This is a genomic window from Neglectibacter timonensis, from assembly GCF_900048895.1.
In the GTDB taxonomy this organism is placed as follows: Bacteria; Bacillota; Clostridia; order Oscillospirales; family Acutalibacteraceae; genus Acutalibacter; species Acutalibacter timonensis.
Genome location: NZ_LT160640.1, coordinates 915,522 through 939,996, shown reverse-complemented (window position 1 = coordinate 939,996; position 24,475 = coordinate 915,522). Strand labels below are relative to the sequence as shown.

Sequence of the window (24,475 nt, the reverse complement as noted above, 5' to 3'; positions counted from 1 at the left end):
ACGGAAGGATGCCAGAGAGTTATTACAACCCGGCGCAATCGCCGGAATATACGGTACAAATCCGCAGGCTGCAGAACAGCGATCCCGGCAACGCGGAGGAGGTATTCAACCCGCTGTTCCAGAAGCTGGTGGACAATATCCATGCAAATCATCTATACAAGGCGGACCTTGTAAACGGGAAAGTGCCGGAGGCGCAGCTGCCGGACATGGATTACATCGGCAGGGGAGAAAAAGGCGAGGCGAACGGCGTGGCCCCCCTGGGGGCGGACGGGAAGGTGCCGGATACATACCTCAATGCCCAAGGTGGGCTAGTTGCGCAGGAAGCAGCGCCGGAGAATGTGAAGCTCGGGTGGATTGACACAGGGAATGGGAACATTTTGAAGTTTTATAACGGAACGGATTGGATTGCCGTGAACGCGGTCTGGGGGTGAGAAAATGCTGACAATACAACAGATCGCGGAATTGAAGCAAGCGGTGAAAACGGAGATGGCAAGGCGCTCCGGAAACGGGAGCCTCGCTTCCTTTTCCGGGGCGGACTGGGAGTTTACGATCCAGCCGGAATCCGGGGGCCGGGTGCTGGCGGAGCACGGGAAAAAGGTGATTAATCCCCTGTTGGAGGTTGCGGACATTCCCGGCCTTTTGCTGGTGGAGGGGATTACGCCGGGGGGAGAAACGCCTTCCGGTGCGGGGGACCCCATCCCTGCCGCCTTTGACGGGGCCTTGTTGGACAAGGTTGCGAACTATGGCACGGAAGGCATGACGGCCTCCTCCAGCTCCTGCCGGGGGGCCTGCTCGGGGCTTTGCGCCGCCACCTGCACCAGCACCTGCAGCGGGTGCAGAGGATCCAGTGGAAGCAGCGGCTGCGGAGGCTGCTCTGCAAGCTGCGGCAGTTACTGCAGTTCCGGATGTACAGGCTGTAATGGCTGTTCCGGGTGCTCCTCCGGATGTGCCTCCTGCAGTAGCGGGTGCACCAACGCCTGCAGTGGCTGCACGGGAAGCTGCACGGGTTGTAAGGGCTGCAGCAACGGCTGCGGCGGTGGATGCACCACAGCCTGTCTGGGCAGCTGCACAGGCTGTCATGTGGGCTGCGTGGGCTGTACCGGCTGCGGAGGCTGCAGCGGGGACTGCAACACAGGTTGCAGCGCCGGGTGCAAGGGCTGCGGAGGCTGCTCCGGGTGCGGGGGTTCTTGCTCTGGAGGCTGCGGCAGCGGCTGCTCTGGTTGTTCCAACACCTGCAGCGGCTGCGGGGGAAGTTGCTCCGGAGGGTGTTCCGCCAGCTGTGGGGGCTGCTCGGGCTGTTCGGGCTGCGGGGGCTGTTCCGGATGCTCCGGATGTTCTTCCGGGTGCTCCGGACAGTGCAAGGCCTCCTGCTCCACCGCCTGCACGGCCACCTGCACGGGGACCTGCGCGGCCCAGTGCTACGGTTCAGCTACCAGCACATAAGGGTTTGCAAGCAGAGGAGGCTTCTCCCCTGCTGTTTTTATTTTAAAAACCGTTTTGACCTATACAAAATATAACAGAAAGAGGACATGCAACATGAAGACGTTTATGGTGAAGGAAAGAGAACTGATCGACTACATCGAAAGCCTGGGGTTTGAGGTGGAGGCAAGGCGGGCTTTGATTGAGGCCATGCTGCGCCAGGGGGCGGACATCACCGGGGAGAGCTTCCGGAAGTACCACGACGAGTACCGGGAGTTCTTTGTGCAGTTCGAGGCGGCGAAAAAGGAATTCGAGCAGAAATTTGTGCTGCCCCGGGCAAAGGAAGGGCTTTTAAACTGGACGCTGGACTACCAGACCGGAGAGGTGGCGCTGTCCCAGGGGGAAGGGGCATGACCCGCCGGACGGAGCAGTTCCAGGACAGGCTTGCCCGGCTGTTTCCTGTCAACCAGTCGTCTGGAGGAGGCGTCTCCAAACGGGGCGTCCTCACCCGCACCGTGACCTTTGCCGTGACGGACGCCTGTTCTCTGCGGTGTACCTACTGCTACCAGGGTGTGAAAGCAAATCACGTGATGCGATTTGAAACGGCAAAAAAATTCATTGACCTAATCCTCTCGGACAACGAGTACATCAATCCGGAACTTTCCCCAGGGGTTATCATTGAGTTCATCGGCGGGGAGCCGCTGTTGGAAATCGAACTCATTGACCAGATTACCGATTACTTCATCGGGGAATTGATCCGGCTGCAGCATCCCTGGGCTACACGATTTTGTATCTCCATTTGTTCCAACGGGACTCATTATTTCCAACCAAAAGTACAGGAATATCTGAAAAAGCATATGTCCCATCTCTCCTTTTCTATTTCTATCGACGGCAACAAGGAACTCCATGACGCTTGCCGGGTATTTCCTGACGGCCGGGGCAGCTACGACCTGGCCATGAAGGGCGTGCGGCATTTTGTGGACGTGCTGGGCGGGACGATGGGCTCCAAAATGACCCTCTGCCCCCAAAACGTGGAGCACAGCTTTGAGGCGGTGAAGTCCCTGCTGGAAAACGGATACCGGGAGATCAATTTAAACTGCGTCTACGAAGAAGGCTGGGAACTTTCCCACGCCCGCATCCTCTATGGACAGCTCAAGCACCTTTCGGAGTATGTGTTGGAACATGGGCTGGAAAAGGAAGCTTACATTTCCATGTTTGAGGAAAACTTTTTCCACCCGAAGGATCCCAAAGATTTACAAAATTGGTGCGGGGGCACCGGGGACATGATTTCCGTGGACTACACCGGGAACATTTACCCTTGTATCAGGTACATGCCAAATTCCCTGGGAGAGGGGATTAAGCCCCTTACCGTTGGGCATGTGGACACGGGGATTCTGCGTTCGGAGGAACACAAAAACTGCGCCCACTGTTTACAGTGTATCGACCGGCGCACCCAGAGCACCGACGAATGCTTTTCCTGCCCCATTGCGGAGGGCTGCTCCTGGTGCTCGGCCTATAATTACCAGATTTTCGGCACGCCGGACAGGCGTGCTACTTTTATTTGTGTGATGCACAAAGCCAGGGCTCTGGCAAACGCCTACCACTGGAACCGAATATACCGGGCGGAGGATTCCCGGAAGCGGCACAAAATTTATATTCCGAAAGACTGGGCGCTTGAAATTATCGACGAAACAGAATGGAACATGCTGAAAGAATTGGAGGAAGTTTAATGTTTACTGTCACTTTGAAAAATGGTACGTCCTTTGCGGCCACCTCGGTGCAGGAGAGCTATAATTTGGCGAATTTGTTCAGTGCCAGTCCCTGGAGGCTGTCCATTGAGGACAGCGGATCCCAGAATGGGCTGGACAGTTACAGGGAACTGCTGGAGGCCCCCGGGGCTTTGGAAACCTTGACCGTTTCCTGCGGGGGTGAGGAATGCGCTGTTTACACAGGGTACACCAGCATCACTGATATAGCCCAGCGGCTCTTGGTGGACGGGAAGAAAAACCTGACTGTCACTTTGGAGAGACAGCCGGAGAACCCGGAGGGGGCCGGTGGTGTATGACCTTTCAGGGCACGAATATGTCGATGGCGCAGGGGGGACAGCGAGTGTAAAAAATAGGTGAATTTTTATGGAAAGGGGATATTCATGAAACGGAAAGATTATCAGCTTGCGGATTTTCCGGAATACACGGAGAAAATCCCTGCCCTTCTGGATTCAGATCCTGCCTCTGCGTCTAGAACATTCAATCCGCTGTTCACGGCAATTCTCAACAACATCAAGGCGGTTCGGCTGCTGCAGGACCAGAGCGCCGAAGGAAAAACGATTCTGAGTGCGGCAGTCCGGGAGGATGGTCACCTTGTTCTGACGATGGCAAGTGGGGAGACAATTGACTGCGGAAATGCGGAGGGGCCTCCCGGAAAAACGGGAGCGGATGGAAGGACGCCGGTGTTTTCCATCGATTCGGCGGGTCATCTGCTGGTGAGTTACGAATGACCTTGAAATGAATATGGAGGAAATGGTATGGCACAGACAATAGATCTTGGAAAAATCGTCGGCAGTCAAATGCACAATGTAACCGCTGCCCCTGGAGCATCCTTGGGAATCGTGGGAGATTGGGCGCTGGACACAGTTGCCGGGGACATTTACGAAAAGACGGACAGCGGATGGACGAAACGCGGCACCCTGAAAGGCCCCAAAGGCGATACGGGAGCAAAAGGCGACACCGGCGCTGCGGGAGCTCAAGGGCCCAAAGGAGACACCGGACTGACCGGAGCCAAGGGAGAAAAAGGAGACACAGGCACCCCCGGCGCAGCGGGAGCGGATGGCAAGACCCCTTCCCTGGCTATCGACGACAACGGACATCTGATTGCCACCTACGAATAAGGAGGGCGTTATGGCTTTGAGGACAGTGGATCTTGGGCTGGTGGTTGGCCCTGCGGGGCCTCAAGGGCCTAAGGGAGAGACCGGCTCTACGGGAGCGCAAGGCCTAAAAGGAGACAAGGGGGATCCTGGGATCCAGGGGCCGAAAGGAGACAGGGGAGAAGCGGGCCAATGGGCGGGAGACGCGCCGGAGGCAGGCTTGCTCACAGTGGAGACGGAGCTGTACGCCAGGCAGGACGGGGCTGTAAAGCGCACCCCCGCTCTGGCGCTGCTGCAAGCAGTGTCGGATCCGGACAATCATCCGCTGGGAGGAAATCCGGAAAGCACCTCCTCTCCTGCACTGGAAGCCGGGGGAATCAATCGTGACACGGGAGAACCGGAAGCAAGCTCCTCCAAGGTGCGCACGGCGGACTTTATCCCAGTGAACCCGGGCAGGAAGGTCAGCGTGGACAACGGTCAGAAACTGACGAACGTGCTCTTTTGCTATGACGGCGGGAAAACGCCCATCTTGGACTGGTATCTCAGCGACGGGAAATCTTATTCCTACAAGAACGTCAGCGACGGCGGCAGCGTTGTGGTGCCCTCCCACTGCGCCTACGTCAAGGTGACGCTGAGCACCACGGACACCACGGTCCCGCTGGGGATCACCTCGGAGGCGAGCCCCGCTCAATTTGCCTTCCAAAAGCTCTATCTGCCCGAAGGCTACGGGCTGCGGGTGGAGGAATCCGAAAGCAAGATATCCGAGCTGCAGGTCTTTTCTGGACAGGGACAAAAACTGACTGTACTGCCGGACGCCAGCCCCGTTAAGATAACGGCGGGAGGGCTGGAAGTGAGCAGGAATCCTGACGGTACTGATCCAGTGACCGTCAACCTTGCCGAACTGAAGGAGCTGGCGGATGCCCATACCGCGGGGCTGGAAGGAAAACCGGACCTGGTACAGGGAAAGGTGCCGGCGAACCAGCTGCCGGACGCTCTGGTTTACGCGGAAGGGGACGCCCTGCCCATAGAGGACGCCGCGCTGAATGCCGACAGGCTGGGGGGACGTCCGGCGGAGGAATATCCCCGGTCCGCCACGGTTAAGGCCATCTGGAGCGGCTCTCAGGCGCAGTATGACGCCATAGCCGTCAAGGACCCGGAGACGCTGTATCTGATTGTGGGGTGAGAAACAACATGCCGAGCGGCACTTCTACTCGTGAAGCAGAAATCCTGAACTATCTGAAAAATACGCCTCTCCCCCTTCCGGAAGGGGATCCCAATATCCTTATGAACGCGGGATTCCTGGATAAAATCAGGAACTTTTTCATCAGCAATGAAGATTCGACTGAAATGAACGATTTTGTTGGGGAGTTTGCAGTCTTCCTTCCCACTCTCTATGAGGTTTTGGCTGGTGAAATTAAAAGCGTCCCCCTTCCCGGTGGAGGATACAAAAACAGTATCACCGCGGCGTCTGTGAGTCTGGTGATTGAGGAAATGAATAATTTCCTTGAAGGCTATGGCTGCCGGATTTCCACGGAAGACAATTACCAGAGCTACCTATTTGAATGCGGTGTGGACGGCAGCAGCTTTTCAGCAGAAAGTCCGTTGTTTGCCAATCTGTATGCGATAGCTCCGATTCAAGAATCTCTGCGTGCTTCCATCGGCGCGGGGGTGATCAAGACGGCGTATCTGGGAACGAAACAGGCGGTACAACTGTATTTGGGCGGCAGCCCGCTGATAAGATAGGAGTGGTTTTATGGCTATCATCAAGCCGCTGAAGACGGCGGCGGGAGAAAATTTGTACCCGGTGACCTCTGCGGCGGCGGTGTACGACGCCCAGGGGGTCCCTCTGGCGCAGAAAATAGAAGGCTGGGACAAGAAAGCGCAAAAGGCCCTCTGCGTTACCGTGACGCTGGCTGCGTCCGGGTGGACGGACGGCGTACAGACGGTGGCGGCGCTGGGGGTCACGGCGGACAACGCAGTGTTCCCCTGCCCAGCTCCGGACAGCTGGGAGGAGGCGGGCCAGGCCGGGGTGCGCTGTACGGCCCAGGCGCCGGACAGCCTGACCTTTACCTGCTCTTCCCTCCCGGCGGCCGACCTTACCTATCAGGCGCTGATTTGGGAGGTGATGTGATGGCTGTGTTTAATCCGGTGATGGTGAAGATGGAAACGGGGCTGCTGGTTCCTGGAGAGGAATATGTGGGCTTTCTGCCGGAAAGGCTGGATGAGACATCGGCGGGGGCCACGACGGTAAGTGTGGCGGCTAATTCACTGGCAGCCACAGGAGGGTATCTGATCCTTCAGGACTATCAGCAATTCGTGCCTTACTTTATTATCCCCGGAATAGACAAAGGGGAAAGTGCACAGCTGATTCTGACAGGAAGCGACTCCAGCAAGGGCGTTGTCAATCTGTCTCGATCCACATTGTCTCTTTCCAGCAGGAATATTGTGATCTCCTGCGCCGACTCCTCTAAGCCTGTGTCCCTGTATGTGAAGGCATATGGGTATGGGGGGATGGAGAATAAAATAAACGGAGGAACACATGCCGGCGGGTCGAACTGAGCGGCGGCCGAAGCAGGCTTCTCCCTGAAGCCTGAGCAGAAAGGAAGTGATGTTACGGACAGCACTGTAGTTGTGGCGCTGCTGTCCCTGGCGGGGACGTTTATCGGTTCCCTGCTGGGAATATTCGGCAGCGCGAGGATGACCAATTTCCGGCTGGAGCAGTTGGAAAAGAAAGTGGAAAAGCATAACCAGGTGGTGGAGCGCATGGCGGTGGCGGAGAATGCCATCAAGTCGGCGCATCACAGGCTGGATGATGTCAATTCGGAACTGGAACATATCAAAGGGGGAACTTGAATGGAACTGACGGGAATTGGAAGCGTGGCGGCGATTACGGTGATCTGCNGGCTTCTCCCTGAAGCCTGAGCAGAAAGGAAGTGATGTTACGGACAGCACTGTAGTTGTGGCGCTGCTGTCCCTGGCGGGGACGTTTATCGGTTCCCTGCTGGGAATATTCGGCAGCGCGAGGATGACCAATTTCCGGCTGGAGCAGTTGGAAAAGAAAGTGGAAAAGCATAACCAGGTGGTGGAGCGCATGGCGGTGGCGGAGAATGCCATCAAGTCGGCGCATCACAGGCTGGATGATGTCAATTCGGAACTGGAACATATCAAAGGGGGAACTTGAATGGAACTGACGGGAATTGGAAGCGTGGCGGCGATTACGGTGATCTGCTATCTGGCGGGGGTGGTGGTGAAGGCCACGCCCTTTGACAACAACGGACTCATCCCCATTGTCTGCGGGCTTTTAGGCGGGATTCTGGGGGTCGTAGGCATGCTCTTTATGCCTGACTTCCCGGCCAATGATTTCCTCACGGCCGCGGCCGTGGGAATCGTCTCCGGGCTGGCCGCCACCGGCGCCAACCAGATTGGGAAACAGCTCACGAAGGGCGGGGACTTGTGATGGCGATAAAAGGCGTGGACGTCTCCGAAATGAACGGCAGTGTGGATTTTCAGGCGCTCAAGGCTGCGGGAATCCAATTTGTCCTGATCCGCTGCGGGTACGGGAGCGATTATCCCTTCCAGGACGACGCGTGCTTTGCAGAGAACGTCAGAAAAGCCGACACGGCGGGCATGCCTTGGGGCGCCTATCTCTACTCCTATGCGAAAAACGCGGACATGGCCAAAAGCGAAGCCGCCCATACCCTACGGGTTTTGAACGGCAGAAAGCCCGCCTACGGCGTCTGGTATGACGTGGAGGACTCTCAGCAGGCCGGGTGCGATCTGGCGGTGATCTGCGATACCTACTGCAGGGCGATGGAGGCGGCGGGGCTATATGTGGGAATCTATTCCTTTCTATCCTGGCTGCGGGGAAAGCTCGGCAGTCCTGTTCTGGACAAATACGACAAATGGGTGGCGGACTGGGATACCTCCTGCGGCTATGGGAAGCCCTACGGTATTTGGCAGTTTACGGACAACCTGGTGATCGGAGGGAAAGCGTTTGACGGCAATTATGCCTACAAGGATTACCCGTCTCTCACGAAAGGAGGGAACCCCGTGAGCACGAAAAGCAGGGTGTTTTCTTCCCAGGAAAACGCCATCACCCAAGGGTTTGGGAATGGGCACGGCGGCGTTGACCTGGGCTGGAAAACCGACCCGGAAACGCCTATCATTGCCCACAGCGGCGGCACGGTGGTGTTTTGCCAGACTGGCTATGGGAACGACCAGGGCTCCAGTGGGAACGCTTCTTATGGAAACTGCGTGAAGCTCAGGCATCCCAACGGCTATTTTACCCTGTACGCCCATTTGAGCGGGGTGAAGGTATCTGATGGGCAGCAGGTGGAAAAGGGCCGGCAGATCGGCAACATGGGCAACAGCGGGAACAGCTATGGCAATCACCTGCACTTCGAGGTGCGCAACACAGACGACGTCAGGATTGACCCGGCCCCGTATCTTGCGGCGGATCTGCCTGGGCTGAACACGGAAAAGGAGGAACCGGATTTGACGGAAGCAGAGGCAAGGAAGATCGCACGGGAGGAAATCGGCTACGCTAACCCCACCTACCATAAGGTCAGCGAAGTGCCCGACTACTGGAGAAAGGACATCCAGGAGCTGATGGACAAGGGCGTCATCCGCGGCGGCACGGCGGGAGACCTGGAGCTGCGGCACAGTGACGCGAAGGCGGCGGTTCTTGTAAAACGCGCTCTGGAGGCGGAGGACCCCATTTACCGCACCATTGACGACGTACCGGCCTGGGGCAGGCCCTATGTACAGGCTTTGATCGACCGGGGGACCCTGGAGGGCGAAGAGGCTCCCGTAAACGGCGTGAGGATTCTCAACATCCGGTACAGCGCCGTCAGGTTGATTAAAATGCTGGCGGAGGAGCCTGCTCCCGCAGATGCAGAATAAGACTGCCCGGGCGTACCCTCTCCTGGGCATAGTGAGAGCCCCCGGCTTCCTGGTTTGTTCCAGAGGCCGGGGGCTTTTTTTGGTTGATGTGATGTCCAAACAATGACCAAACGAAGGTTAAGACGAAAAAACAAGCCCTACAAATCCAGCAATAAAGCCAAATTTGAAGGGCTGAGTGTGGTCGAGGTGACAGGATTTGAACCTGCGACTTCTACGTCCCGAACGTAGCGCTCTACCAAACTGAGCCACACCTCGTAAAAACGGCCTCGGATTTTTCTGAATAAAACCGAGGCCATTTGGCAGCGGTACCAGGATTCGAACCCAGACAAACAGAGTCAGAGTCTGCTGTGCTACCTTTACACAATACCGCTTCACTTGCTGTACTATCGGACAGCAATAGTTATTATACCAAAAAAATTTGGAAAGTCAAGCTTTTCATTCCGTTTTTTTAATTTTTCTTGAGAGAAAAGGAGTCAATCCTTCTTCCCAGCTGCCGGTGGCGGCGGGAAGCAGTTCTAGCTGCGTCAGCTGATATAACGAATTGCGACGTTTCCCAGAATTCTTTTTATCTCGGTGCGCAAATATAATTCCGCTTCTGCCCTTGCTTCTGGCCGGTAGCAATATTTTCCCTTTCCCCGGCCGATCATCAGGCTGCTGTCGTATAAATCGGGAGTGTTTGGAAAGGCGGCGTTGTTGATAGCACGGTGTACAAAGGAATAGGTCATCAGGATAATTTCCAGGAACATTTGTCTCTGCATTTTTTCGGTCAGGCCTGTCCTGAGCTGCTCCAAAAGTTCTGTGTACAGCCCTTTCCACCCCTCCACCAGCATAACCGGCGCAAGCAGCAGCCCGCAGGGATAGCCGGCCTCGCACATGCTGTTCACCGCCGCTATCCTTTTCTTTAAATTGGAAGTTCCAAGCTCATATCGGGCGATAAGCGGCTGTGGATTCACACTCATACGGAATATTACCTTTCCTTCATGAGGCAGTTCGAGCAGGCTGTCCACCATGTGGAATTTGGATGGAAAGGTAAGCATGCCGGCGTTCTCTCTGGCAAAACGGGGTATCGTATATAAAAGATTGCCGGTTATGGTGTTCTCCAAGATAAGATCGCTGTTGCTGCCGATCTCAAAAGTCAGCGGGGAAGGGCTGCTCCGGCCCTTTTTGATCAGGCGTTCCAGCATCTGCTCCCTATTGACAAAGAGGCGGAGATAGGCGCATTTGTTGTAGTGGCATACCAGATAACAGTACAGGCACATGGCGCTGCATCCGGAGGAGGTGTAGGGAACCAGATAATCAGATACTTTATGGTTCTCTGTATACTTATGAGTTTTGCGAATCCCGATGACTAAATTCCGCTTCATTCTCCCAAACTCGGCATTTTCCTTCTTCCTCATTTCCTCTATGGAGTTGTGGCTCTCCACCGGGATCCACGGCAAGTCGGAGAATTGTTCCTTCAGCTGTTCTCCCAACGGATAGGATAGGCTGTCGGGTTCATAATACACGGCGTCGAATTTCATGAATATCCCCTTTTCTGGTGGCAGGCCTGTCTGCAGAAAGCCTGCCATTGAAAATAATTGATAGTATGCGCATGAAAGCGTGTTTTTATTGGGCGCCGTCTGCCGGTTTATTGGCCTAACTTCTATTCTAAAGGAAAAAGAAGCTGTGTTTCTTACAGAAGAACCATAGGTCAGATTGGATTTGTACGGCGCTTGTTCCATCTCCGAAAGAGAAAGCGCTGTGCAGGATTCTGGGAATAATTTGCGCAGAATACCAGGATTCTTTTCGGATTTACCGGATGTAAGGGATTACTGTGCAAAATAGCGCTGGATAACTTGCAAAATTCGGCACTCTGCCGAAAGGAAATTTGCCAAATCCTCTTTCCTTTTTTGGCCTGTCCGCTATAATAGTTGAAGCTTGATGCAATTTCTTTTTCCGCATTCAAATTGAGGTGCGGTAAAGGGAGGAGGAAAATTATGTTTCAGCTCAAATGGGTCTGGAAGAATCTGGAGGGTTGCCGGAAACGGTACATAGCGGCGCTGTGTTCCACGGTGGTGCTGGCGGTGATGGTGCTTGGCACCTCTCTCATCACGGCGAACATTATGGACACGGTATTCAAGCCGCTGATGGAGACGGGGCAGGTGACGGAGGAGGCAAGGCAGCGCCTTATTGTATTGGTGGCGGTGCTCATCGGCTACACGCTGCTGCGCACAACGATGGCCTATTTTTCCGTAATCACCTATGAAACCTGTTCTCAGAAACTGGTTTACAAGCTTCGGAAAGACTTGTACCGGAACATGCAGGAGCAGGACCAGGATTTCTATTCACGGAACCGCACCGGGGACCTGATGACACGCCTCACCGGAGACATGGATATGGTGCGCTTTATGGTCGCCTGGATCATCCGCCAGCTCATCGACTGTACGGTTTTGTTTCTCACCACCTCCATCTGCTTCCTGGTGACGGACTGGCTGTTCGCCCTGTCGCTGCTGGTGGTGACGCCGGTCATTTTCCTGCTGACAAAGCGTTTTGCCAAGCAGGTGCAGCCCCTCTATGTGGACCTGCGGGAGAGGCTTTCCCAGCTGAACACCAGCGCGCAGGAAAACATCTCCGGAAACCGGGTGGTGAAAGCCTTTGCCCGGGAAAACTATGAGATAGCGAAGTTTGACGAAAAAAATGAAGCCTATAAGACGGCCAATACCAAGGCTTCCCTGCTGTGGCTGAAATTCAGCCCTTATATCGACGGGGTTTCCCAGTCTCTGGCCATTGCGGTTCTGCTGGTAGGCGGTATTTTCCTGATTTGGGGCCGCATCAGCATCGGGACGTTTACCCTTTTTAATTCCCTCTGCTGGACGCTCACCAACCCCATGCGCATGTTGGGGATGCATATCAATGACCTGCAGCGCTTTTTTGCCAGCGCCAACAAGATTATTGAGCTCTATTATTCAAAATCCACCATCACTTCCCGTGCAGATGCAAAAAAGGTGGAAGGAAGACTGAGGGGGGAGGTGGAGTTCCGGAATGTGGACTTGACGCTTCACGGTGCAAAGGTGCTGAAGGATATCAGCCTGCATGTAGCGCCGGGCGAGACTCTGGCCATTATGGGTCCCACAGGCTCCGGGAAGTCCTCTCTGGTCAGCCTGATTCCCAGGTTTTCCGACGTGACGAAGGGGGAGGTCTGTGTGGACGGCGTGCCGGTAGGAATGTATCCCCTGCACGATCTTCGGGCCTCCGTGGGGCTGGCCACACAGGAGGTGTTCCTGTTCTCCGACACGGTAGACGGGAACATTGCCTATGGGGATACCTCCCTCTCTGAAGAGGAGGTTAAGAGGTTTGCAAAAATGGCGGATGTGGATTTTGCGGAAAAGCTGCCGGATGGATTTGATACGGTGATTGGAGAGCGCGGCACCGGGCTTTCCGGCGGTCAGAAGCAGAGGATCGCCCTGGCCAGGGCTCTGGCGGTCCGGCCATCCATCCTGATCCTGGACGACACCACCTCTGCGGTGGACCTGGAGACCGAAAAATATATTCAGGAGCAGCTTTCCAGCCTGGACTTCCCCTGCACAAAAATCATCGTGGCCCAGCGTATTTCCACCACCAAACGTGCGGATAAGATCGCCGTGCTGGAGCATGGGGAAATCACCCAATACGGCACCCATGAGGAGCTTTCAAAGAAACCCGGCTATTACCGGGAAGTGTTCCTGCTGCAGAACGGCATGGAAGAGACGGAAGGGGAGGCGATTTGAAATGGCGAGAAACCGGTTTGACGTAGACGAAAACCTGGAAACCCCGTTTAATATAAAGCACCTGCTGCGCGCCGGTGTGTACATTGGCCGGCACAAGAAAAAAATGATACTGTCCCTGCTCTATTCCGCCATTTCCGCTGCCTGCGCCCTGGTCGGTCCCCTGCTGATTCAGCGGGCAATCGACGTGGCGGTGCCGGAAAAGAATATAGGCGAGCTGGTGCTGCTGTCTGTGCTGATGCTGGTATCCATCATCCTCTCCATCCTGTTTGCCCGGGCGCGTTCCAAATACATGATCGTGGTGGGGCAGGAGATCATCTATGACATCAGGAAGGATCTGTTTGAGCATCTGCAGAAGCTCTCCTTCCAGTTCTATGACGACAGGCCACATGGGAAAATTCTCACCCGTGTGATAAATTATGTAAACAGCGTGTCCGATGCGCTGTCCAACGGCATTATCAATTTCGTGCTGGAAATTTTCAACCTGATCCTCATTGCAATCTTCATGTTCGCCTGCGACGTCAAACTGGCGCTGATCGTGATGGCGGGCGTGCCGCTGTTCCTGGTGTTGGTGCTGCTGATTAAACCTGCCCAGAGAAGAGCCTGGCAGGATGTTTCCAACAAGAGCTCCAACCTGAACGCCTACCTCCATGAGAGCTTGGACGGGATGAAGATCACCCAAGCCTTCACCCGGGAAGAGGAAAACGCCGGGATATACGACAAACTCAACAAGAACTGCTATAAAACCTGGATGAAGGCCCAGTACACCTCCAACCTGGTGTGGTACTCCGTGGACAATATCTCCACTTGGGTGGTGGGCGCCATGTATCTTGTAGGGCTGATGATGCTTGGGCCGCAGGTACAGATCGGCACCTTGATCGCCATCTCTTCCTATGCCTGGAGGTTCTGGCAGCCTATCCTGAACCTGGCCAACCTGTATAACACCTTTATCAACGCAGTGGCGTATCTGGAGCGTATTTTCGAAATGATCGACGAGCCGGTCACTGTGGACGACGCTCCGGATGCGTCGGAGCTGCCTCCTATCCAGGGCAACGTCACCTTTGAAAATGTGACGTTCTCTTATGACGGCGCCGTGAATATCCTGGAAAATTTCAACCTTCAGGTGAGGGCGGGAGAATCCATCGCCCTGGTAGGCCCCACCGGCGCGGGAAAAACCACTGTGGTCAACCTGATTTCCCGGTTCTACAATATCAACAGCGGAAGGCTGCTGCTGGACGGGCACGACATTGCCGGAGTGACGCTGCATTCCCTGCGTTCTCAGATGGGCATCATGCTGCAGGACAGCTTCATTTTCTCCGGAACCATTATGGATAACATCCGGTACGGCAGGCTGGACGCCACGGACGAGGAGGTTATCGCGGCGGCCAAAACCGTACGTGCCCATGAGTTTATCAGTGAAATGGAAGACGGGTATTACACGCAGGTCAACGAACGGGGTTCCAGACTTTCCCAGGGCCAAAAACAGCTGGTCGCCTTTGCGCGTACCCTGCTTTCCGATCCGAAAATTCTGGTGCTGGATGAGGCCACCTCTTCCATAGACGCCAAGACGGAACGGCTGCTTCAGGAAGGCCTGCAGGCGCTGCTGAAGGGGAGAACTTCCTTTATCATTGCTCACCGGCTTTCCACCATTAAAAACTGCGACCGCATCCTTTACATCTCCAACAAGGGAATTGCGGAGATGGGCACTCACGAAGAGCTTCTCCGGCAGGAAGGGAATTATTACCATCTCTATACGGCACAGCTGGAAAGCTGAAACAAAGGCGAGCTTGACAAAACAAGCTCGCCTTTGTATAATTCACTTATTATAATACTTTTAATAAGTGAATTAATAAATGGGGAGGTATGAAATTGCAAAAGGCGAATGCACCCTTGCTTCGCAAAGTGAACCAGAGCCGGATACGTCAGGCGCTGTGGAAACTGCGTGAGGCGACGAAATATCAGTTGGCACAGGAGACTGGGCTAAGTCAGATGACGGTAAACAATGTGCTGGCAGGGCTCCAGGAGAACGGCGAGGCGGAGGAAGAGGGGAGGATGCCGTCAGAGGGAGGGCGTCCTTCCACATTGTACCGGTATCGGGGCAGCTATGGGCACGCGCTGGCACTCTACAGTTTTCAAGACCGGGGCCGAAGCCTGGTCAGACTGCATGTGATCGATCTGCTGGGGAACTGCGTTTATCAGGACAACGCCTGGTTCAATCTACTCCAGCCGGATAGCTTTGGAAAAATGTTGGAAAAGGCATTCCAGGCTGTTGCCGGGATTCGGCTGATCGGTTTTGGGCTGCCGGGAGAGGCGGTGGGGGAAGAGATCACCCTCTGTGACCATAAAACATTGCTGGGGACGGAGCTGCTGCAGGGCTGCCGCAAAAAATACGGGGTGCCCGCAGTGTTCTACAATGATATCAATGCCACGGTTTATGGCTATTACAGAAGACTGTTCGGAGAAGGGAATTGTTCCTATCCGGTATCGGGGATATATTTTCCTCGGAATTTTCCTCCGGGGATGGGCCTGATTGTCAATGGCTCGCCCTATTTGGGGCATTGCAGCTTTGCCGGCGAGATAGGATCTCTGCCTTTTGGCACAGATTGGTTTGCGTTGGATTATGAAGACAGAGACCAGGTACGGTCGGCAGTAGGGGACTTGCTGGCGATTGTGTGCAGCGTAGCTGCTCCCGGTAGATGTGCGCTCTATGGGGATTTTTTCATACCGGAGGACAGAGAGCCCATCCTGGAACGGGCAAGGACTCGTCTGGGCGGCGGATATGAGGTATTCGCTGAGATTCTGTCCAGTCCGGAAAAGGATTATGAACTGGGAATAGAAGAACTCCTGCTGCGTGCGCTTCGCCGCCAGCTGTTCGGAGATCCTACGGATTGGGCGCGGGAGGCTGCAGGGAAAGCTGGAAATAAGGAGAAAATAGGATGTTAACTGTATTGCTCATAATCATTTACATTTCTTTTATCAGTCTGGGACTCCCTGATTCTCTTTTGGGATCTGCCTGGCCTGCTGTTCATTCGGATTTGGGTGTACAGCTTTCCTTTGCGGGCGTGATCTCCATGATCGTTTCCTGCGGCACCGTGATTTCCAGCCTAATGAGCACAAGGCTGATCAAACGATTCGGCACCGGAACAGTCACCTTGGTGAGCGTAGGTTTGACTGCTGCGGCGCTGCTGGGTTTTGGTTTTTCCGATTCTGCAATATGGTTTTGCCTGCTTGCGGTACCGCTGGGATTGGGCGCAGGTTCAGTAGACGCTGCCCTGAACAATTTTGTGGCGCTCCATTATAAGGCTATGCATATGAACTGGCTGCATTGCTTTTGGGGAATCGGCGCCACCAGCGGGCCGGTGATCATGGCCGTTTGGCTGGCCAAGGAAGGCGGCTGGCGCATGGGCTACCGTACCATCGGCCTTCTGCAGACGGCGCTTGTGTTGGTGCTGGTTCTTACCCTGCCGCTTTGGAAGAAGGCTTCAGGTGCACAGTTGAAGGCAGAGGCTGCGGTGAAGAGCCTGCCCCTGCGGCAAGTGCTGCGGATTCCCGGCGCGAAGCCGGCACTGTTGGGATTCTTTTGCTACTGCAGCCTGGAGACCACGGCCAATCTTTGGGCCAGCAGCTTCGCCGTTTCGGTTTATGGAGTCAACGCGGATACCGGCGCTGCCTTAAGCTCTCTGTTTTTTCTTGGGATCACTCTGGGAAGGCTTGTTTCAGGCTTTGTCTCAATCCGGATAAAGACGGGGACGCTGATCCGTACCGGAGAGGCCTGCGTCCTTTGCGGCGTATTGCTTCTGCTTCTTCCGCTGCCCCAATGGAAGCTGTTTTTGGGCATCTGCCTTGTGGGCATTGGCTGTGCGCCCACATTCCCCTCCATGCTGCACCGTACGCCTGAGGTGTTTGGCAAAGACCTTTCACAGGCCATGATGGGGGTTCAGATGGCGTCGGCCTATCTGGGTTCCACTTTTATGCCGCCGTTGTTTGGAGCTGCGGCAGGAACTTTTGGCCTCTTTTTCTTTCCAGCCTTCCTGCTGCTGCTGGCTTTGCTGCTGGTCTTCTGCACAGAGCGCACTACCCGCCGAAGTGTAAACACTTTTGCCTAAGCGAAAAGAAGCGGCGAGGGTCCCGCTTCTTTTTTGGGAAGTTTCCCAGCGTGCAGAAAGTGAATGAAATTTTGAAAAAGGACTTTACCGTCCCACCTTCTTTTGAATACTTCTGACTTGTGAGTAGATCTATTCCTGATGTATAATAACGTATAATAATGTTTGGAGGGAATAAATTGGACATCACCAAGCTGTCTTGTGAATTTGTCGTGCGTTTTTTAACAGAAACAGATATAAATGCAATTTATGACTTGTCTATTACCAACTCTATCTACTATCAATATTGTCCACCGTTTGTAACGAAAGAGAGTATTATTGAGGATATGAGAGCATTGCCGCCTAACAAGACCTATAAAGATAAATATTATATCGGGTTTTTCCGCCATACAAAACTCGTAGCCATTCTCGATTTGATTTTGGATTACCCCAATTCCTCTACAGCCTTTATTGGCTTATTTATGCTTGATAAATCCGATCAAGGTAAAGGGACGGGCACCTCCATTATCAACGAATGCTTTTCCTATATTGAAACACTGGGATATTCTTGTGTCCGTTTGGCTTTTGCCAAGGGGAACAGACAAAGTGAAGCTTTTTGGAAAAAGAACGGATTTGTTGAAATTGGTATAGAGAGCAAGAAAGATACTTATACAGCAGTAGTAATGCAAAAAGAATTGCCATAAAACGATAGTACCCGTTGTATTCTGCAATGGGCGGATTTTTAAGGTACCCAAGCACGAAACCGAATATCTTGATGAAATAGCAGTAACAGCAAATAATGGAATAGACAAATTGTATAAAAAACGAAAAAAGTACGGAATCCAAATTTATATCAACTTGGATTCCGTACTATATTTAGTGTCGGTTCACATTTTGTTTACAATAAAGTGATGTTAGGTCACAAATTTCGACAAAAAATTTGTCGTAATCAAGTATGCTATGAATGTCAGGAAGCACTGGCCATCTCAAGGCAAAGTTTGTCGGAAATCATGGCGATAAACTCACTGTTGGTAGGCTTGCCGCGGGAGCTGTGAATGGTGTATCCGAAATAGGAGTTCAGAACATCTACGTTTCCGCGGTCCCAAGCCACCTCTATGGCATGGCGAATGGCGCGCTCTACTCTGGAACTGGTGGTATTATATTGCTTGGCCACACTGGGATACAATTGCTTTGTCACTGCATTGATGATTTCAGGATCCTCTATGGCCATCATGATAGAATCTCTCAGATAATGGTAACCTTTTATATGAGCAGGAACGCCGATCTGGTGAAGGATTTCCGTGACTTGGACCCGGAGAGAAGGATTGGAGGGTTCGCTTTCAAAATGTTTGCCCTTCATGGAATAGAGGGAGTAGATGCGTTCGATCATCTCAGTTTTGTTGAACGGGGAAATTGCAAAATAGGTGGCTCCCTGATTGATCAGTTCCCGTTCAAGGCTGGGCATTGGGCAGGAAGCGGCGACTATGTACATGGGTTTTTCTGTGGCGGTGTCTTCTGAAATGGCGTGCATCACACCCATTGCGTCATAACCGGGCATAAACATATCCATAAGGACGACCTGTGGCTTTTCGTCTTTGATCCGTCGTATCAGCTCTGTTCCGTCCCGCTTGACGAAGACGGCTACTCCTCCTTTTTCCGCCAATCTCTGCATCGGTTCACGGCCCCATTCGCCGTCTTCCGTACTAATCAGTAATTTTAGCTGTTTTTCCATGACGAACCTCCTGGTATTTTTTTGAAGTGATACGATTTTACCATATGCTTGCGGGCATGGCAAGAGGTTTACGGGAAAAATCAGGAAAAATAACTTGACGAAAAACAGCGAAGGGCCGCCGAAAATCGGAGATTCTAAGACTTCGATTTACTTCGACAAACCAAATCCAACAGCATATTCACACATGGTCTCTGCGAATATACCATATCCTGTGGTTGGGTCTTCCGTGAACACGTGAGTCACTGCTCCGGCAAGCTTGCCATCCTGCAGAATAGGACAGCCGCTCATGCCTTGTACGATTCCTCCGGTTAGAGAGAGAAGCCTCGGATCAGTAACCTTGATTACGAGGTTTTTTGTCTTCTGATCTGCAGGACCGGTCTTCTCAATTTGAGCGTCATAGAGCTGAGGACCGTTTTGATCCAGACTGCAGAGAAGCTGTACAGCTCCCTTTTTTACGTCTTTCCGGGAGAGTACTTCAATCGGCGCGCCTGCGGGCACGGTGCTTAACGTGCCGTAAACTCCGGCGTCATTGTTGGCAAGGAGGGTTCCCAGCGCTTCCTCTGAAGAGAAGTAACCTTTGAGCTGACCTGGGTTGTTGACCTCGCCCTTGGTGATTCCGCAAAGCGTAATTTCTGCGGGCTCGCCGCTTTTCAGGGCCATGATGCCGCTGGTGTCCATGTCGCAGATGCCGTGGCCCAGACCTGCAAAAATGCCGGTTTTAGGGTCGTAGAAGGTGAGGGTTCCGATGCCTGCGGCGCTGTCGCGCACCCACATGCCGGTTTTAAATGATCCGTCTCCATAAACAGGCGTCACCGAGGTCTCAAATACCTCGTCTTCACGGCGCACCTTGAGACGCAGCTCACGGCCTTCGCTGGCTCCGATGATCCTTGCGAGATCTGTGTTGCTCTCCAACAGCTTGGAATCGGCCTCCAGAAGGTAATCTCCCGGACGCAGCCCAGCTTCGGCGGCAGGACAGCAAAGGCCGGTTTCCGTATAAATGTCAGAAAGAGAGGCAACAATAACACCGTCGGTAAACAGCTTGATTCCAAAGGTGGTGCCCAGAGGAATCACATAGCGGGTTTCCTCATGAGAGGAAGCTGCTATGACGCCGCTGTCCTTTAAAGTTCCGCTGCTGTTAAAAGCGGAGGCCTCCAGCACATTGCCCTGTGCAGGAAGTCCCGGACCAAGGAAACCGGATGCAGTCAGCATACAGATTGCTGTTGCTCCTACCGAAAGGGAAAACGTCCGAATGGCTTTTGCAATTGATTTTTGATTGAATTTAAATCGTTTGATATTTTTCACTCCCTTCGGGGCCAGGATTGAAAAGAAAGAAACGGTTTCTTTTCCGCCCAATTTTACTGTTCCACCAGGTCTGAATTTTATTTTAACAATTCGGCCCACATTCAGTTACAGTATCCAGCGAATTGGCACGAAGCCGCAGTTTCAGCGGGAAGCCTTTTTTTGGAACGGGAATTCCGTGGCGCGAAGAAGGAAAGTACAGGCTAATTTTAAAATAAAATCAGAAACACCCCTGTGAATTTCACAGGGGTGGAATTTTTGGTCTGCCGCATCTATCGGACGCTGGGCGGAACGACGGCTGCCGTTCTTGCCCGATAGAAGGACAGTATGATTAAAGAAAGTAAGTTAACGAAGTATGGACTGGCTTTCCAATTCCGGTAATATCGCCTCCCTTTCTTTCGATGACATTAGTCTACCGGATAAATATGAAGGGAGTATCAGGAGAATTTAAACTTTCTGTAAGTCAATTGTGAACTGTTTTTAAATGAAACTATGAAAAGTGACGAAAATCGTATTTGTTCCAATATTTTACCACTTTAAAGTAGCATTTTTTGTTGAACTCAGGATGTGTTTGTGGTACTATATATTGTAATTCCAAAAGCAACAATAGGCCAACAGGCCGAAAAGTGAGAGATAAAAAAGGAAACCGAGTATGCAAAAGAAACTGCAACTCACAGTGGTCTGCGGGCATTACGGCTGCGGCAAGACTAATCTGGCGCTGAATCTGGCGCTGGAGGCCGCACAGGAAGGCGGGCAGGTCACTGTGGTGGATATGGATATTGTAAACCCTTATTTCCGCTCCTCCGAATATGGAGAGCTGCTGGAAAGCAGGGGAATCCGGCTGATAGCCCCGGTGTTTGCGGGCACCACGCTGGATACGCCGACTCTGCCGCCGGAGATCTATTCCATCTTTGAGGGCGGGGGACAGGTGTTCCTTGATGTGGGCGGAGATGATGCCGGCATCACTGCGTTGGGAGGCCTGCATGAACAGATGGAGGCGGCCGGCTATGAAATGCTCTATGTGATCAACCGTTACCGGGTGCTTTCTCAGAAGCCGGAAGAAGCCGCGGCTTTGCTGCGGGAAATTGAGTCGGCCTCGCGTCTAAAGGCTACGGGCCTTGTGAACAATTCCCATCTGGGCGTGGAGACGAAGCTTTCCACCGTGCTGGATTCCATGCCCTATGCGGAAGAGACGCATCGTCTGACCGGGCTGCCGCTGCTTTATTCCACAGTTCCCGATTTTGCGTTGGAGAAGGAGGCGCAGCTGCCGGCGGGCTGCAGAAAGATCAGCCGGCTTGTGCGCTTTCTCTGGGAATAAAGGCAGATTCATTATGTTTTCCATAAAGTTTATTATAGAAGGTAGATTTAGCCAAGGAGGGAAATAAAATGGCAAGAATCATTGTGGACGAGAAAGTCTGTAAGGGCTGCTCCATGTGTGTAAACGCGTGCCCGCTGAAAATTATCGCTCTGGCAAAGGATAAGCTCAACAGCAAGGGCTATCATCCGGCAAAGCTTATCGACCCCGATAAGTGCGTCGGCTGCGCTGCATGCGCCACCATGTGTCCTGATACAGCCATCACGGTAGAGAAATAATTGCGGTAAAATTTGGCTGCGCGGTCCTGGCGGGTACGGAGAGAGTTCCGGTTCCTCAAGTACAGCGCCTGCGCGATACGCGCAAGAAAGGAAGAACTCATTATGTCGGAAAAAGTATTGATGAAGGGCAACGAGGCGTTGGCTGAAGCCGCTATCCGGGCTGGCTGCCATCACTTCTTCGGCTATCCTATCACTCCTCAGACGGAGCTGGCTGCACATATGTCCAAGCGGATGCCCAAAATTGGCGGTACATATCTGCAGGCGGAATCTGAAATCGCAGCCATCAACATGGTGCTGGGCGCCTCGGCGGCAGGCATCCGCGCCATGACCTCCTCCTCCTCTCCCGGAATTAGCCTGAAGGGCGAGGGCATTTCCTATATGGCAGGCTCCGACCTGCCGGCGCTTATCATCAACGTGCAGCGCGGCGGCCCTGGTCTGGGCGGTATCCAACCCTCTCAGGCGGATTATTGGCAGGCCACCAAGGCCACCGGCCACGGTGACTTTCAGCTGCTGGTCTACGCCCCTTCCACAGTACAGGAGATGGTAGACCTGGTCTCGGATGCCTTTGATACGGCAGACAAGTATCGTATGCCCGCCATGATTTTGGCGGACGGCATGCTGGGCCAGATGATGGAGCCTGTGGTTCTTCCGGAAGAAGGGGCCAAGAAGCCTGTTGAGAAGCCCTGGGCGGCAAGCGGCCACGACGGAAAGCGTACGCATAACATCATCAATTCCCTGTATTTGACGCCGGATAAGCTGGAAGAGCTGGTGAAGGAGCGTTTTGAGCGCTACGAAACTGTGAAAAAGAATGAGCAGCGTGTGGAAGAGTATTTGGTGGACGACGCTGAACTGGTGATCGTGGCTTACGGCGCCTCTTCCCGTGTTTCCCGCGGCGCGGTGAACAAGGCGCGGGAAAAGGGCCTGAAGGTGGGGCTGATCCGTCCCATCAGCTTGTGGCCCTTCCCTGTGGACGCTCTGCGCAAGGCTGCCGGCCACGTAAAACAGATGCTCGTTGTAGAGATGAGCATGGGCCAGATGGTAGACGATGTGAAGCTGTCGATTGACTGCAGGGTACCGGTTCATTTTTACGGCCGTACCGGCGGTATGATTCCGGCTCCCGCAGAAATTCTGGGCGAGGTAGAAAAGCTTCTCAAATAAAGAAGAAGCGAACATATCAAAGCAAACGTGTTTTTACGCTTCGGGTTCAAGATATCCCGGATTTTGGCTGCGCAATCTGGCTGCAGCACAGTGTAAGAAAGGAAGGATCTACCTTATGGCTATTGTATTTCAGAAACCGTCTTCTTTGACGGATGCTCCGCTGCATTATTGTCCCGGCTGCACGCATGGAATCGTCCACCGTCTGGTGGCTCAGGCCCTGGATGAGCTGGGCGTGGAGGGGAAAACCGTGGGCGTTGCGTCCGTGGGCTGTTCGGTAATGTGCTACGATTATTTTTCCTGCGATATGGTGCAGGCTCCTCATGGCAGGGCTCAGGCTGTAGCTACGGGTCTTAAGCGTGCCCGGCCTGACAATGTGATTTTTACCTACCAGGGCGACGGCGACCTGGCCGCCATCGGTACTGCGGAAACGGTGCATGCCGCTACCCGCGGCGAAAGCATCACCGTAATCTTTATCAACAACGCAATCTACGGCATGACCGGCGGCCAGATGGCGCCCACCTCCCTGCCGGGGCAAGTCACCCAGACCACTCCTTACGGCCGTGATACCAATACGGCTGGTTACCCTGTCAGGGTCTGTGAGATGCTTTCTACTCTGGACGGCGTGGCATTTGCCCAGAGGGTGGCGGTCAACAATGTAAAAAATGTCAATGCCGCCAGGAAGGCCATTAAGAAGGCATTCCAGAATCAAATTGACGGCAAGGGATATTCCATTGTAGAAGTGCTTTCCACCTGTCCGACCAACTGGGGGCTTTCTCCCATTGAGGCGGTAAAATGGCTGGAGGACAACATGGTTCCCTATTATCCGCTGGGTGTTTACAAGGATATTGAAGAGGGGGTTAAGGTGAAATGAAAGATCTGAATATGGTCTTTGCCGGATTCGGCGGGCAGGGCGTGCTGTTTGCAGGTAAGGTGGCCGCTTATGCCGGCTTGCTTGAAAACAAGGAAATTTCCTGGCTGCCCTCCTATGGGCCTGAAATGCGCGGCGGCACGGCCAACTGCAGCGTGTGCATCTCTGACGAACCCATCGGTTCCCCTCTGGTCACGGCGCCCAATGTGCTGGTGGCTATGAACCTGCCCTCTCTGGATAAATTTATCAATGCGGTGGAGCCGGGCGGCACGGTCATTTTGGACAGCAGCCTGATTGATAAAAAAGTGGAGCGTACAGATATAAACGTGTACTATGTGCCGTCCTCCACCTTGGCCGAAGAAAACGGCGTAAGCGGCCTCGCCAATATGATTTTGATCGGAAAGCTGTTCCATGAGGTCTGCATGGCGGAAGGAGACTACGGCTTCTGCAAGGAAGAGACTCTGGACAAGGCGATTCAAAAGTGCATTCCGGCCCGCAAGGCCGATATGCTGGAGTTCAACCGCAAGGCTGTAAAGCTGGGCGCAGAACAGTAATCCGGCAATTGAAAGAAGTAGGAAGCGGCATGTAACCGCTTCCTACTTCTTTTTTTAGAAGAAGCGGTGAAAGAGGGCCGCTCGGGGAGATGGCGGCGCAACTTACGAGGCTGGTATCCTGTTGTTTCGGGCTTTTCTGCGGCAAGCAATCAGCGGAAGCTTCTTTTTGCTGCTGGATTCAAAAAGGGACGACGTACTTACGTTTTATACCTCCGGCTATGGATGGTTTCCGTCTTACGGCTGGTTTTGGCGCAGGGCGGGA

At 53.6% G+C, this 24,475-nt stretch carries 28 protein-coding genes and 2 tRNA genes; 25 read left to right on the top strand and 5 right to left on the bottom strand.

Going from position 1 to position 24,475, the window contains the following annotated elements; translation table 11 throughout:
* Window positions 1-8: 8 nt before the first annotated feature.
* The 15 genes from BN3911_RS13340 (at window position 9) to BN3911_RS13270 (ending at window position 9,184) form a co-directional block, all read left to right on the top strand.
* Window positions 9-431: a hypothetical protein gene (locus BN3911_RS13340; RefSeq protein ID WP_066866459.1), complete on the top strand. Its 423-nt coding sequence runs from the start codon at window positions 9-11 to the stop codon at window positions 429-431.
* 4 nt (window positions 432-435) lie between these two features.
* Window positions 436-1,443, top strand: coding sequence for a hypothetical protein (locus BN3911_RS13335; protein ID WP_066866457.1), 1,008 nt, complete (start codon window positions 436-438; stop codon window positions 1,441-1,443).
* Between the two features lie 93 nt (window positions 1,444-1,536).
* The gene (locus tag BN3911_RS13330; RefSeq protein ID WP_066866455.1) at window positions 1,537-1,833 is read left to right on the top strand and encodes an argonaute/piwi family protein; all 297 of its coding nucleotides are present in this window, start codon (window positions 1,537-1,539) and stop codon (window positions 1,831-1,833) included.
* Window positions 1,830-3,149, top strand: coding sequence for a radical SAM peptide maturase, CXXX-repeat target family (locus BN3911_RS13325; RefSeq protein WP_066866453.1), 1,320 nt, complete (start codon window positions 1,830-1,832; stop codon window positions 3,147-3,149). The genes BN3911_RS13330 and BN3911_RS13325 overlap by 4 nt, the downstream gene beginning before the upstream one ends.
* Window positions 3,149-3,484 (top strand): hypothetical protein, encoded by a 336-nt coding sequence (locus tag BN3911_RS13320; protein WP_066866452.1) that lies wholly within the window; start codon window positions 3,149-3,151, stop codon window positions 3,482-3,484. Before BN3911_RS13325 ends, BN3911_RS13320 begins: the two co-directional genes overlap by 1 nt.
* Window positions 3,485-3,568: 84 nt before the next feature.
* Entirely contained in the window at window positions 3,569-3,916 is a 348-nt protein-coding gene (locus tag BN3911_RS13315; RefSeq protein ID WP_066866451.1) for a hypothetical protein, read from the top strand.
* 27 nt (window positions 3,917-3,943) lie between these two features.
* Window positions 3,944-4,306: a collagen-like triple helix repeat-containing protein gene (locus BN3911_RS17230; RefSeq protein WP_066866450.1), complete on the top strand. Its 363-nt coding sequence runs from the start codon at window positions 3,944-3,946 to the stop codon at window positions 4,304-4,306.
* Between the two features lie 10 nt (window positions 4,307-4,316).
* The gene (locus BN3911_RS17500) at window positions 4,317-5,465 is read left to right on the top strand and encodes a phage upper tail fiber protein (protein WP_066866449.1); all 1,149 of its coding nucleotides are present in this window, start codon (window positions 4,317-4,319) and stop codon (window positions 5,463-5,465) included.
* Window positions 5,466-5,473: 8 nt separating this feature from the next.
* Complete coding sequence (locus BN3911_RS13300) at window positions 5,474-6,025, top strand: hypothetical protein (protein ID WP_066866448.1); 552 nt, start codon at window positions 5,474-5,476, stop codon at window positions 6,023-6,025.
* A gap of 10 nt (window positions 6,026-6,035) precedes the next feature.
* Window positions 6,036-6,413 carry a hypothetical protein gene (locus BN3911_RS13295; protein WP_066866447.1) on the top strand — a complete coding sequence of 126 codons (378 nt, stop codon included), beginning with the start codon at window positions 6,036-6,038 and terminating at the stop codon, window positions 6,411-6,413.
* Window positions 6,413-6,841, top strand: a complete 429-nt coding sequence (locus tag BN3911_RS13290) for a hypothetical protein (protein ID WP_066866446.1) — start codon at window positions 6,413-6,415, stop codon at window positions 6,839-6,841. The genes BN3911_RS13295 and BN3911_RS13290 overlap by 1 nt, the downstream gene beginning before the upstream one ends.
* A 72-nt stretch (window positions 6,842-6,913) precedes the next feature.
* Entirely contained in the window at window positions 6,914-7,135 is a 222-nt protein-coding gene (locus BN3911_RS13285) for a hypothetical protein (protein WP_242871057.1), read from the top strand.
* A 106-nt stretch (window positions 7,136-7,241) separates the two neighbouring features.
* Entirely contained in the window at window positions 7,242-7,463 is a 222-nt protein-coding gene (locus BN3911_RS13280; RefSeq protein WP_242871057.1) for a hypothetical protein, read from the top strand.
* On the top strand, window positions 7,464-7,739 hold the full coding sequence (locus BN3911_RS13275; RefSeq protein WP_066866443.1) for a phage holin family protein: 276 nt from the start codon (window positions 7,464-7,466) through the stop codon (window positions 7,737-7,739). It begins immediately after the preceding gene.
* On the top strand, window positions 7,739-9,184 hold the full coding sequence (locus tag BN3911_RS13270; protein WP_066866433.1) for a peptidoglycan DD-metalloendopeptidase family protein: 1,446 nt from the start codon (window positions 7,739-7,741) through the stop codon (window positions 9,182-9,184). Before BN3911_RS13275 ends, BN3911_RS13270 begins: the two co-directional genes overlap by 1 nt.
* 178 nt (window positions 9,185-9,362) lie before the next feature.
* On the opposite strand, the gene BN3911_RS13265 is transcribed toward BN3911_RS13270, so the two are convergent.
* From BN3911_RS13265 to BN3911_RS13255, 3 genes are all read right to left on the bottom strand, one after another.
* Window positions 9,363-9,439 (bottom strand) — tRNA-Pro (locus BN3911_RS13265).
* 42 nt (window positions 9,440-9,481) lie between these two features.
* A tRNA-Gln gene (locus tag BN3911_RS13260) sits at window positions 9,482-9,555 on the bottom strand.
* Window positions 9,556-9,708: 153 nt separating this feature from the next.
* Window positions 9,709-10,704: an SPL family radical SAM protein gene (locus tag BN3911_RS13255; RefSeq protein ID WP_066866431.1), complete on the bottom strand. Its 996-nt coding sequence runs from the start codon at window positions 10,702-10,704 to the stop codon at window positions 9,709-9,711.
* A gap of 456 nt (window positions 10,705-11,160) precedes the next feature.
* Here BN3911_RS13255 and BN3911_RS13250 point away from each other — a divergent pair, with 456 nt between their 5' ends.
* From BN3911_RS13250 to BN3911_RS13230, 5 genes are all read left to right on the top strand, one after another.
* Window positions 11,161-12,930: an ABC transporter ATP-binding protein gene (locus BN3911_RS13250; protein ID WP_066866429.1), complete on the top strand. Its 1,770-nt coding sequence runs from the start codon at window positions 11,161-11,163 to the stop codon at window positions 12,928-12,930.
* A gap of 1 nt (window position 12,931) precedes the next feature.
* The gene (locus BN3911_RS13245) at window positions 12,932-14,701 is read left to right on the top strand and encodes an ABC transporter ATP-binding protein (protein ID WP_066866427.1); all 1,770 of its coding nucleotides are present in this window, start codon (window positions 12,932-12,934) and stop codon (window positions 14,699-14,701) included.
* Between the two features lie 89 nt (window positions 14,702-14,790).
* The gene (locus BN3911_RS13240) at window positions 14,791-15,870 is read left to right on the top strand and encodes an ROK family protein (RefSeq protein WP_147578609.1); all 1,080 of its coding nucleotides are present in this window, start codon (window positions 14,791-14,793) and stop codon (window positions 15,868-15,870) included.
* A complete protein-coding gene (locus BN3911_RS13235) occupies window positions 15,864-17,033 on the top strand; it encodes an MFS transporter (RefSeq protein WP_066866422.1) in 1,170 nt (389 codons plus the stop codon). Before BN3911_RS13240 ends, BN3911_RS13235 begins: the two co-directional genes overlap by 7 nt.
* A gap of 176 nt (window positions 17,034-17,209) precedes the next feature.
* A complete protein-coding gene (locus tag BN3911_RS13230; protein WP_066866420.1) occupies window positions 17,210-17,713 on the top strand; it encodes a GNAT family N-acetyltransferase in 504 nt (167 codons plus the stop codon).
* A gap of 263 nt (window positions 17,714-17,976) precedes the next feature.
* Here the strand turns inward: BN3911_RS13230 and spo0A are convergent, their stop codons facing one another.
* Together spo0A and spoIVB are read right to left on the bottom strand one after the other, a co-directional pair.
* The gene (gene spo0A, locus BN3911_RS13225) at window positions 17,977-18,741 is read right to left on the bottom strand and encodes a sporulation transcription factor Spo0A (protein WP_066866418.1); all 765 of its coding nucleotides are present in this window, start codon (window positions 18,739-18,741) and stop codon (window positions 17,977-17,979) included.
* Window positions 18,742-18,888: 147 nt separating this feature from the next.
* Complete coding sequence (gene spoIVB, locus BN3911_RS13220) at window positions 18,889-19,950, bottom strand: SpoIVB peptidase (RefSeq protein ID WP_147578608.1); 1,062 nt, start codon at window positions 19,948-19,950, stop codon at window positions 18,889-18,891.
* Window positions 19,951-20,692: 742 nt separating this feature from the next.
* Between spoIVB and BN3911_RS13215 the strand changes: the two genes are divergently transcribed.
* From BN3911_RS13215 to BN3911_RS13195, 5 genes are all read left to right on the top strand, one after another.
* A complete protein-coding gene (locus BN3911_RS13215; protein WP_066866414.1) occupies window positions 20,693-21,358 on the top strand; it encodes a hypothetical protein in 666 nt (221 codons plus the stop codon).
* 68 nt (window positions 21,359-21,426) lie between these two features.
* On the top strand, window positions 21,427-21,633 hold the full coding sequence (locus tag BN3911_RS13210; protein ID WP_066866412.1) for an indolepyruvate ferredoxin oxidoreductase subunit alpha: 207 nt from the start codon (window positions 21,427-21,429) through the stop codon (window positions 21,631-21,633).
* Window positions 21,634-21,735: 102 nt separating this feature from the next.
* The gene (locus BN3911_RS13205; RefSeq protein ID WP_066866410.1) at window positions 21,736-22,791 is read left to right on the top strand and encodes a 3-methyl-2-oxobutanoate dehydrogenase subunit VorB; all 1,056 of its coding nucleotides are present in this window, start codon (window positions 21,736-21,738) and stop codon (window positions 22,789-22,791) included.
* Between the two features lie 115 nt (window positions 22,792-22,906).
* Window positions 22,907-23,662 (top strand): thiamine pyrophosphate-dependent enzyme, encoded by a 756-nt coding sequence (locus tag BN3911_RS13200; protein WP_066866408.1) that lies wholly within the window; start codon window positions 22,907-22,909, stop codon window positions 23,660-23,662.
* Complete coding sequence (locus BN3911_RS13195; RefSeq protein ID WP_066866406.1) at window positions 23,659-24,213, top strand: 2-oxoacid:acceptor oxidoreductase family protein; 555 nt, start codon at window positions 23,659-23,661, stop codon at window positions 24,211-24,213. The genes BN3911_RS13200 and BN3911_RS13195 overlap by 4 nt, the downstream gene beginning before the upstream one ends.
* The last annotated feature ends 262 nt before the right edge of the window (window positions 24,214-24,475 follow it).

Bases quoted from the DNA above. Each gene is read 5' to 3' on its own strand.
- BN3911_RS13255 (WP_066866431.1), bottom strand. From the start codon at position 10,704: ATGAAATTCGACGCCGTGTATTATGAACCCGACAGCCTATCCTATCCG.
- BN3911_RS13330 (WP_066866455.1), top strand. From the start codon at position 1,537: ATGAAGACGTTTATGGTGAAGGAAAGAGAACTGATCGACTACATCGAA.
- BN3911_RS13325 (WP_066866453.1), top strand. From the start codon at position 1,830: ATGACCCGCCGGACGGAGCAGTTCCAGGACAGGCTTGCCCGGCTGTTT.
- BN3911_RS13200 (WP_066866408.1), top strand. From the start codon at position 22,907: ATGGCTATTGTATTTCAGAAACCGTCTTCTTTGACGGATGCTCCGCTG.
- BN3911_RS13195 (WP_066866406.1), top strand. From the start codon at position 23,659: ATGAAAGATCTGAATATGGTCTTTGCCGGATTCGGCGGGCAGGGCGTG.
- BN3911_RS13235 (WP_066866422.1), top strand. From the start codon at position 15,864: ATGTTAACTGTATTGCTCATAATCATTTACATTTCTTTTATCAGTCTG.
- BN3911_RS13250 (WP_066866429.1), top strand. From the start codon at position 11,161: ATGTTTCAGCTCAAATGGGTCTGGAAGAATCTGGAGGGTTGCCGGAAA.
- BN3911_RS13290 (WP_066866446.1), top strand. From the start codon at position 6,413: ATGGCTGTGTTTAATCCGGTGATGGTGAAGATGGAAACGGGGCTGCTG.
- BN3911_RS13210 (WP_066866412.1), top strand. From the start codon at position 21,427: ATGGCAAGAATCATTGTGGACGAGAAAGTCTGTAAGGGCTGCTCCATG.
- spo0A (WP_066866418.1), bottom strand. From the start codon at position 18,741: ATGGAAAAACAGCTAAAATTACTGATTAGTACGGAAGACGGCGAATGG.
- BN3911_RS17230 (WP_066866450.1), top strand. From the start codon at position 3,944: ATGGCACAGACAATAGATCTTGGAAAAATCGTCGGCAGTCAAATGCAC.
- spoIVB (WP_147578608.1), bottom strand. From the start codon at position 19,950: ATGCTGACTGCATCCGGTTTCCTTGGTCCGGGACTTCCTGCACAGGGC.
- BN3911_RS13245 (WP_066866427.1), top strand. From the start codon at position 12,932: ATGGCGAGAAACCGGTTTGACGTAGACGAAAACCTGGAAACCCCGTTT.
- BN3911_RS13240 (WP_147578609.1), top strand. From the start codon at position 14,791: ATGAAATTGCAAAAGGCGAATGCACCCTTGCTTCGCAAAGTGAACCAG.
- BN3911_RS13205 (WP_066866410.1), top strand. From the start codon at position 21,736: ATGTCGGAAAAAGTATTGATGAAGGGCAACGAGGCGTTGGCTGAAGCC.
- BN3911_RS13335 (WP_066866457.1), top strand. From the start codon at position 436: ATGCTGACAATACAACAGATCGCGGAATTGAAGCAAGCGGTGAAAACG.
- BN3911_RS13275 (WP_066866443.1), top strand. From the start codon at position 7,464: ATGGAACTGACGGGAATTGGAAGCGTGGCGGCGATTACGGTGATCTGC.
- BN3911_RS17500 (WP_066866449.1), top strand. From the start codon at position 4,317: ATGGCTTTGAGGACAGTGGATCTTGGGCTGGTGGTTGGCCCTGCGGGG.
- BN3911_RS13270 (WP_066866433.1), top strand. From the start codon at position 7,739: ATGGCGATAAAAGGCGTGGACGTCTCCGAAATGAACGGCAGTGTGGAT.
- BN3911_RS13340 (WP_066866459.1), top strand. From the start codon at position 9: ATGCCAGAGAGTTATTACAACCCGGCGCAATCGCCGGAATATACGGTA.
- BN3911_RS13300 (WP_066866448.1), top strand. From the start codon at position 5,474: ATGCCGAGCGGCACTTCTACTCGTGAAGCAGAAATCCTGAACTATCTG.
- BN3911_RS13315 (WP_066866451.1), top strand. From the start codon at position 3,569: ATGAAACGGAAAGATTATCAGCTTGCGGATTTTCCGGAATACACGGAG.
- BN3911_RS13215 (WP_066866414.1), top strand. From the start codon at position 20,693: ATGCAAAAGAAACTGCAACTCACAGTGGTCTGCGGGCATTACGGCTGC.
- BN3911_RS13320 (WP_066866452.1), top strand. From the start codon at position 3,149: ATGTTTACTGTCACTTTGAAAAATGGTACGTCCTTTGCGGCCACCTCG.
- BN3911_RS13295 (WP_066866447.1), top strand. From the start codon at position 6,036: ATGGCTATCATCAAGCCGCTGAAGACGGCGGCGGGAGAAAATTTGTAC.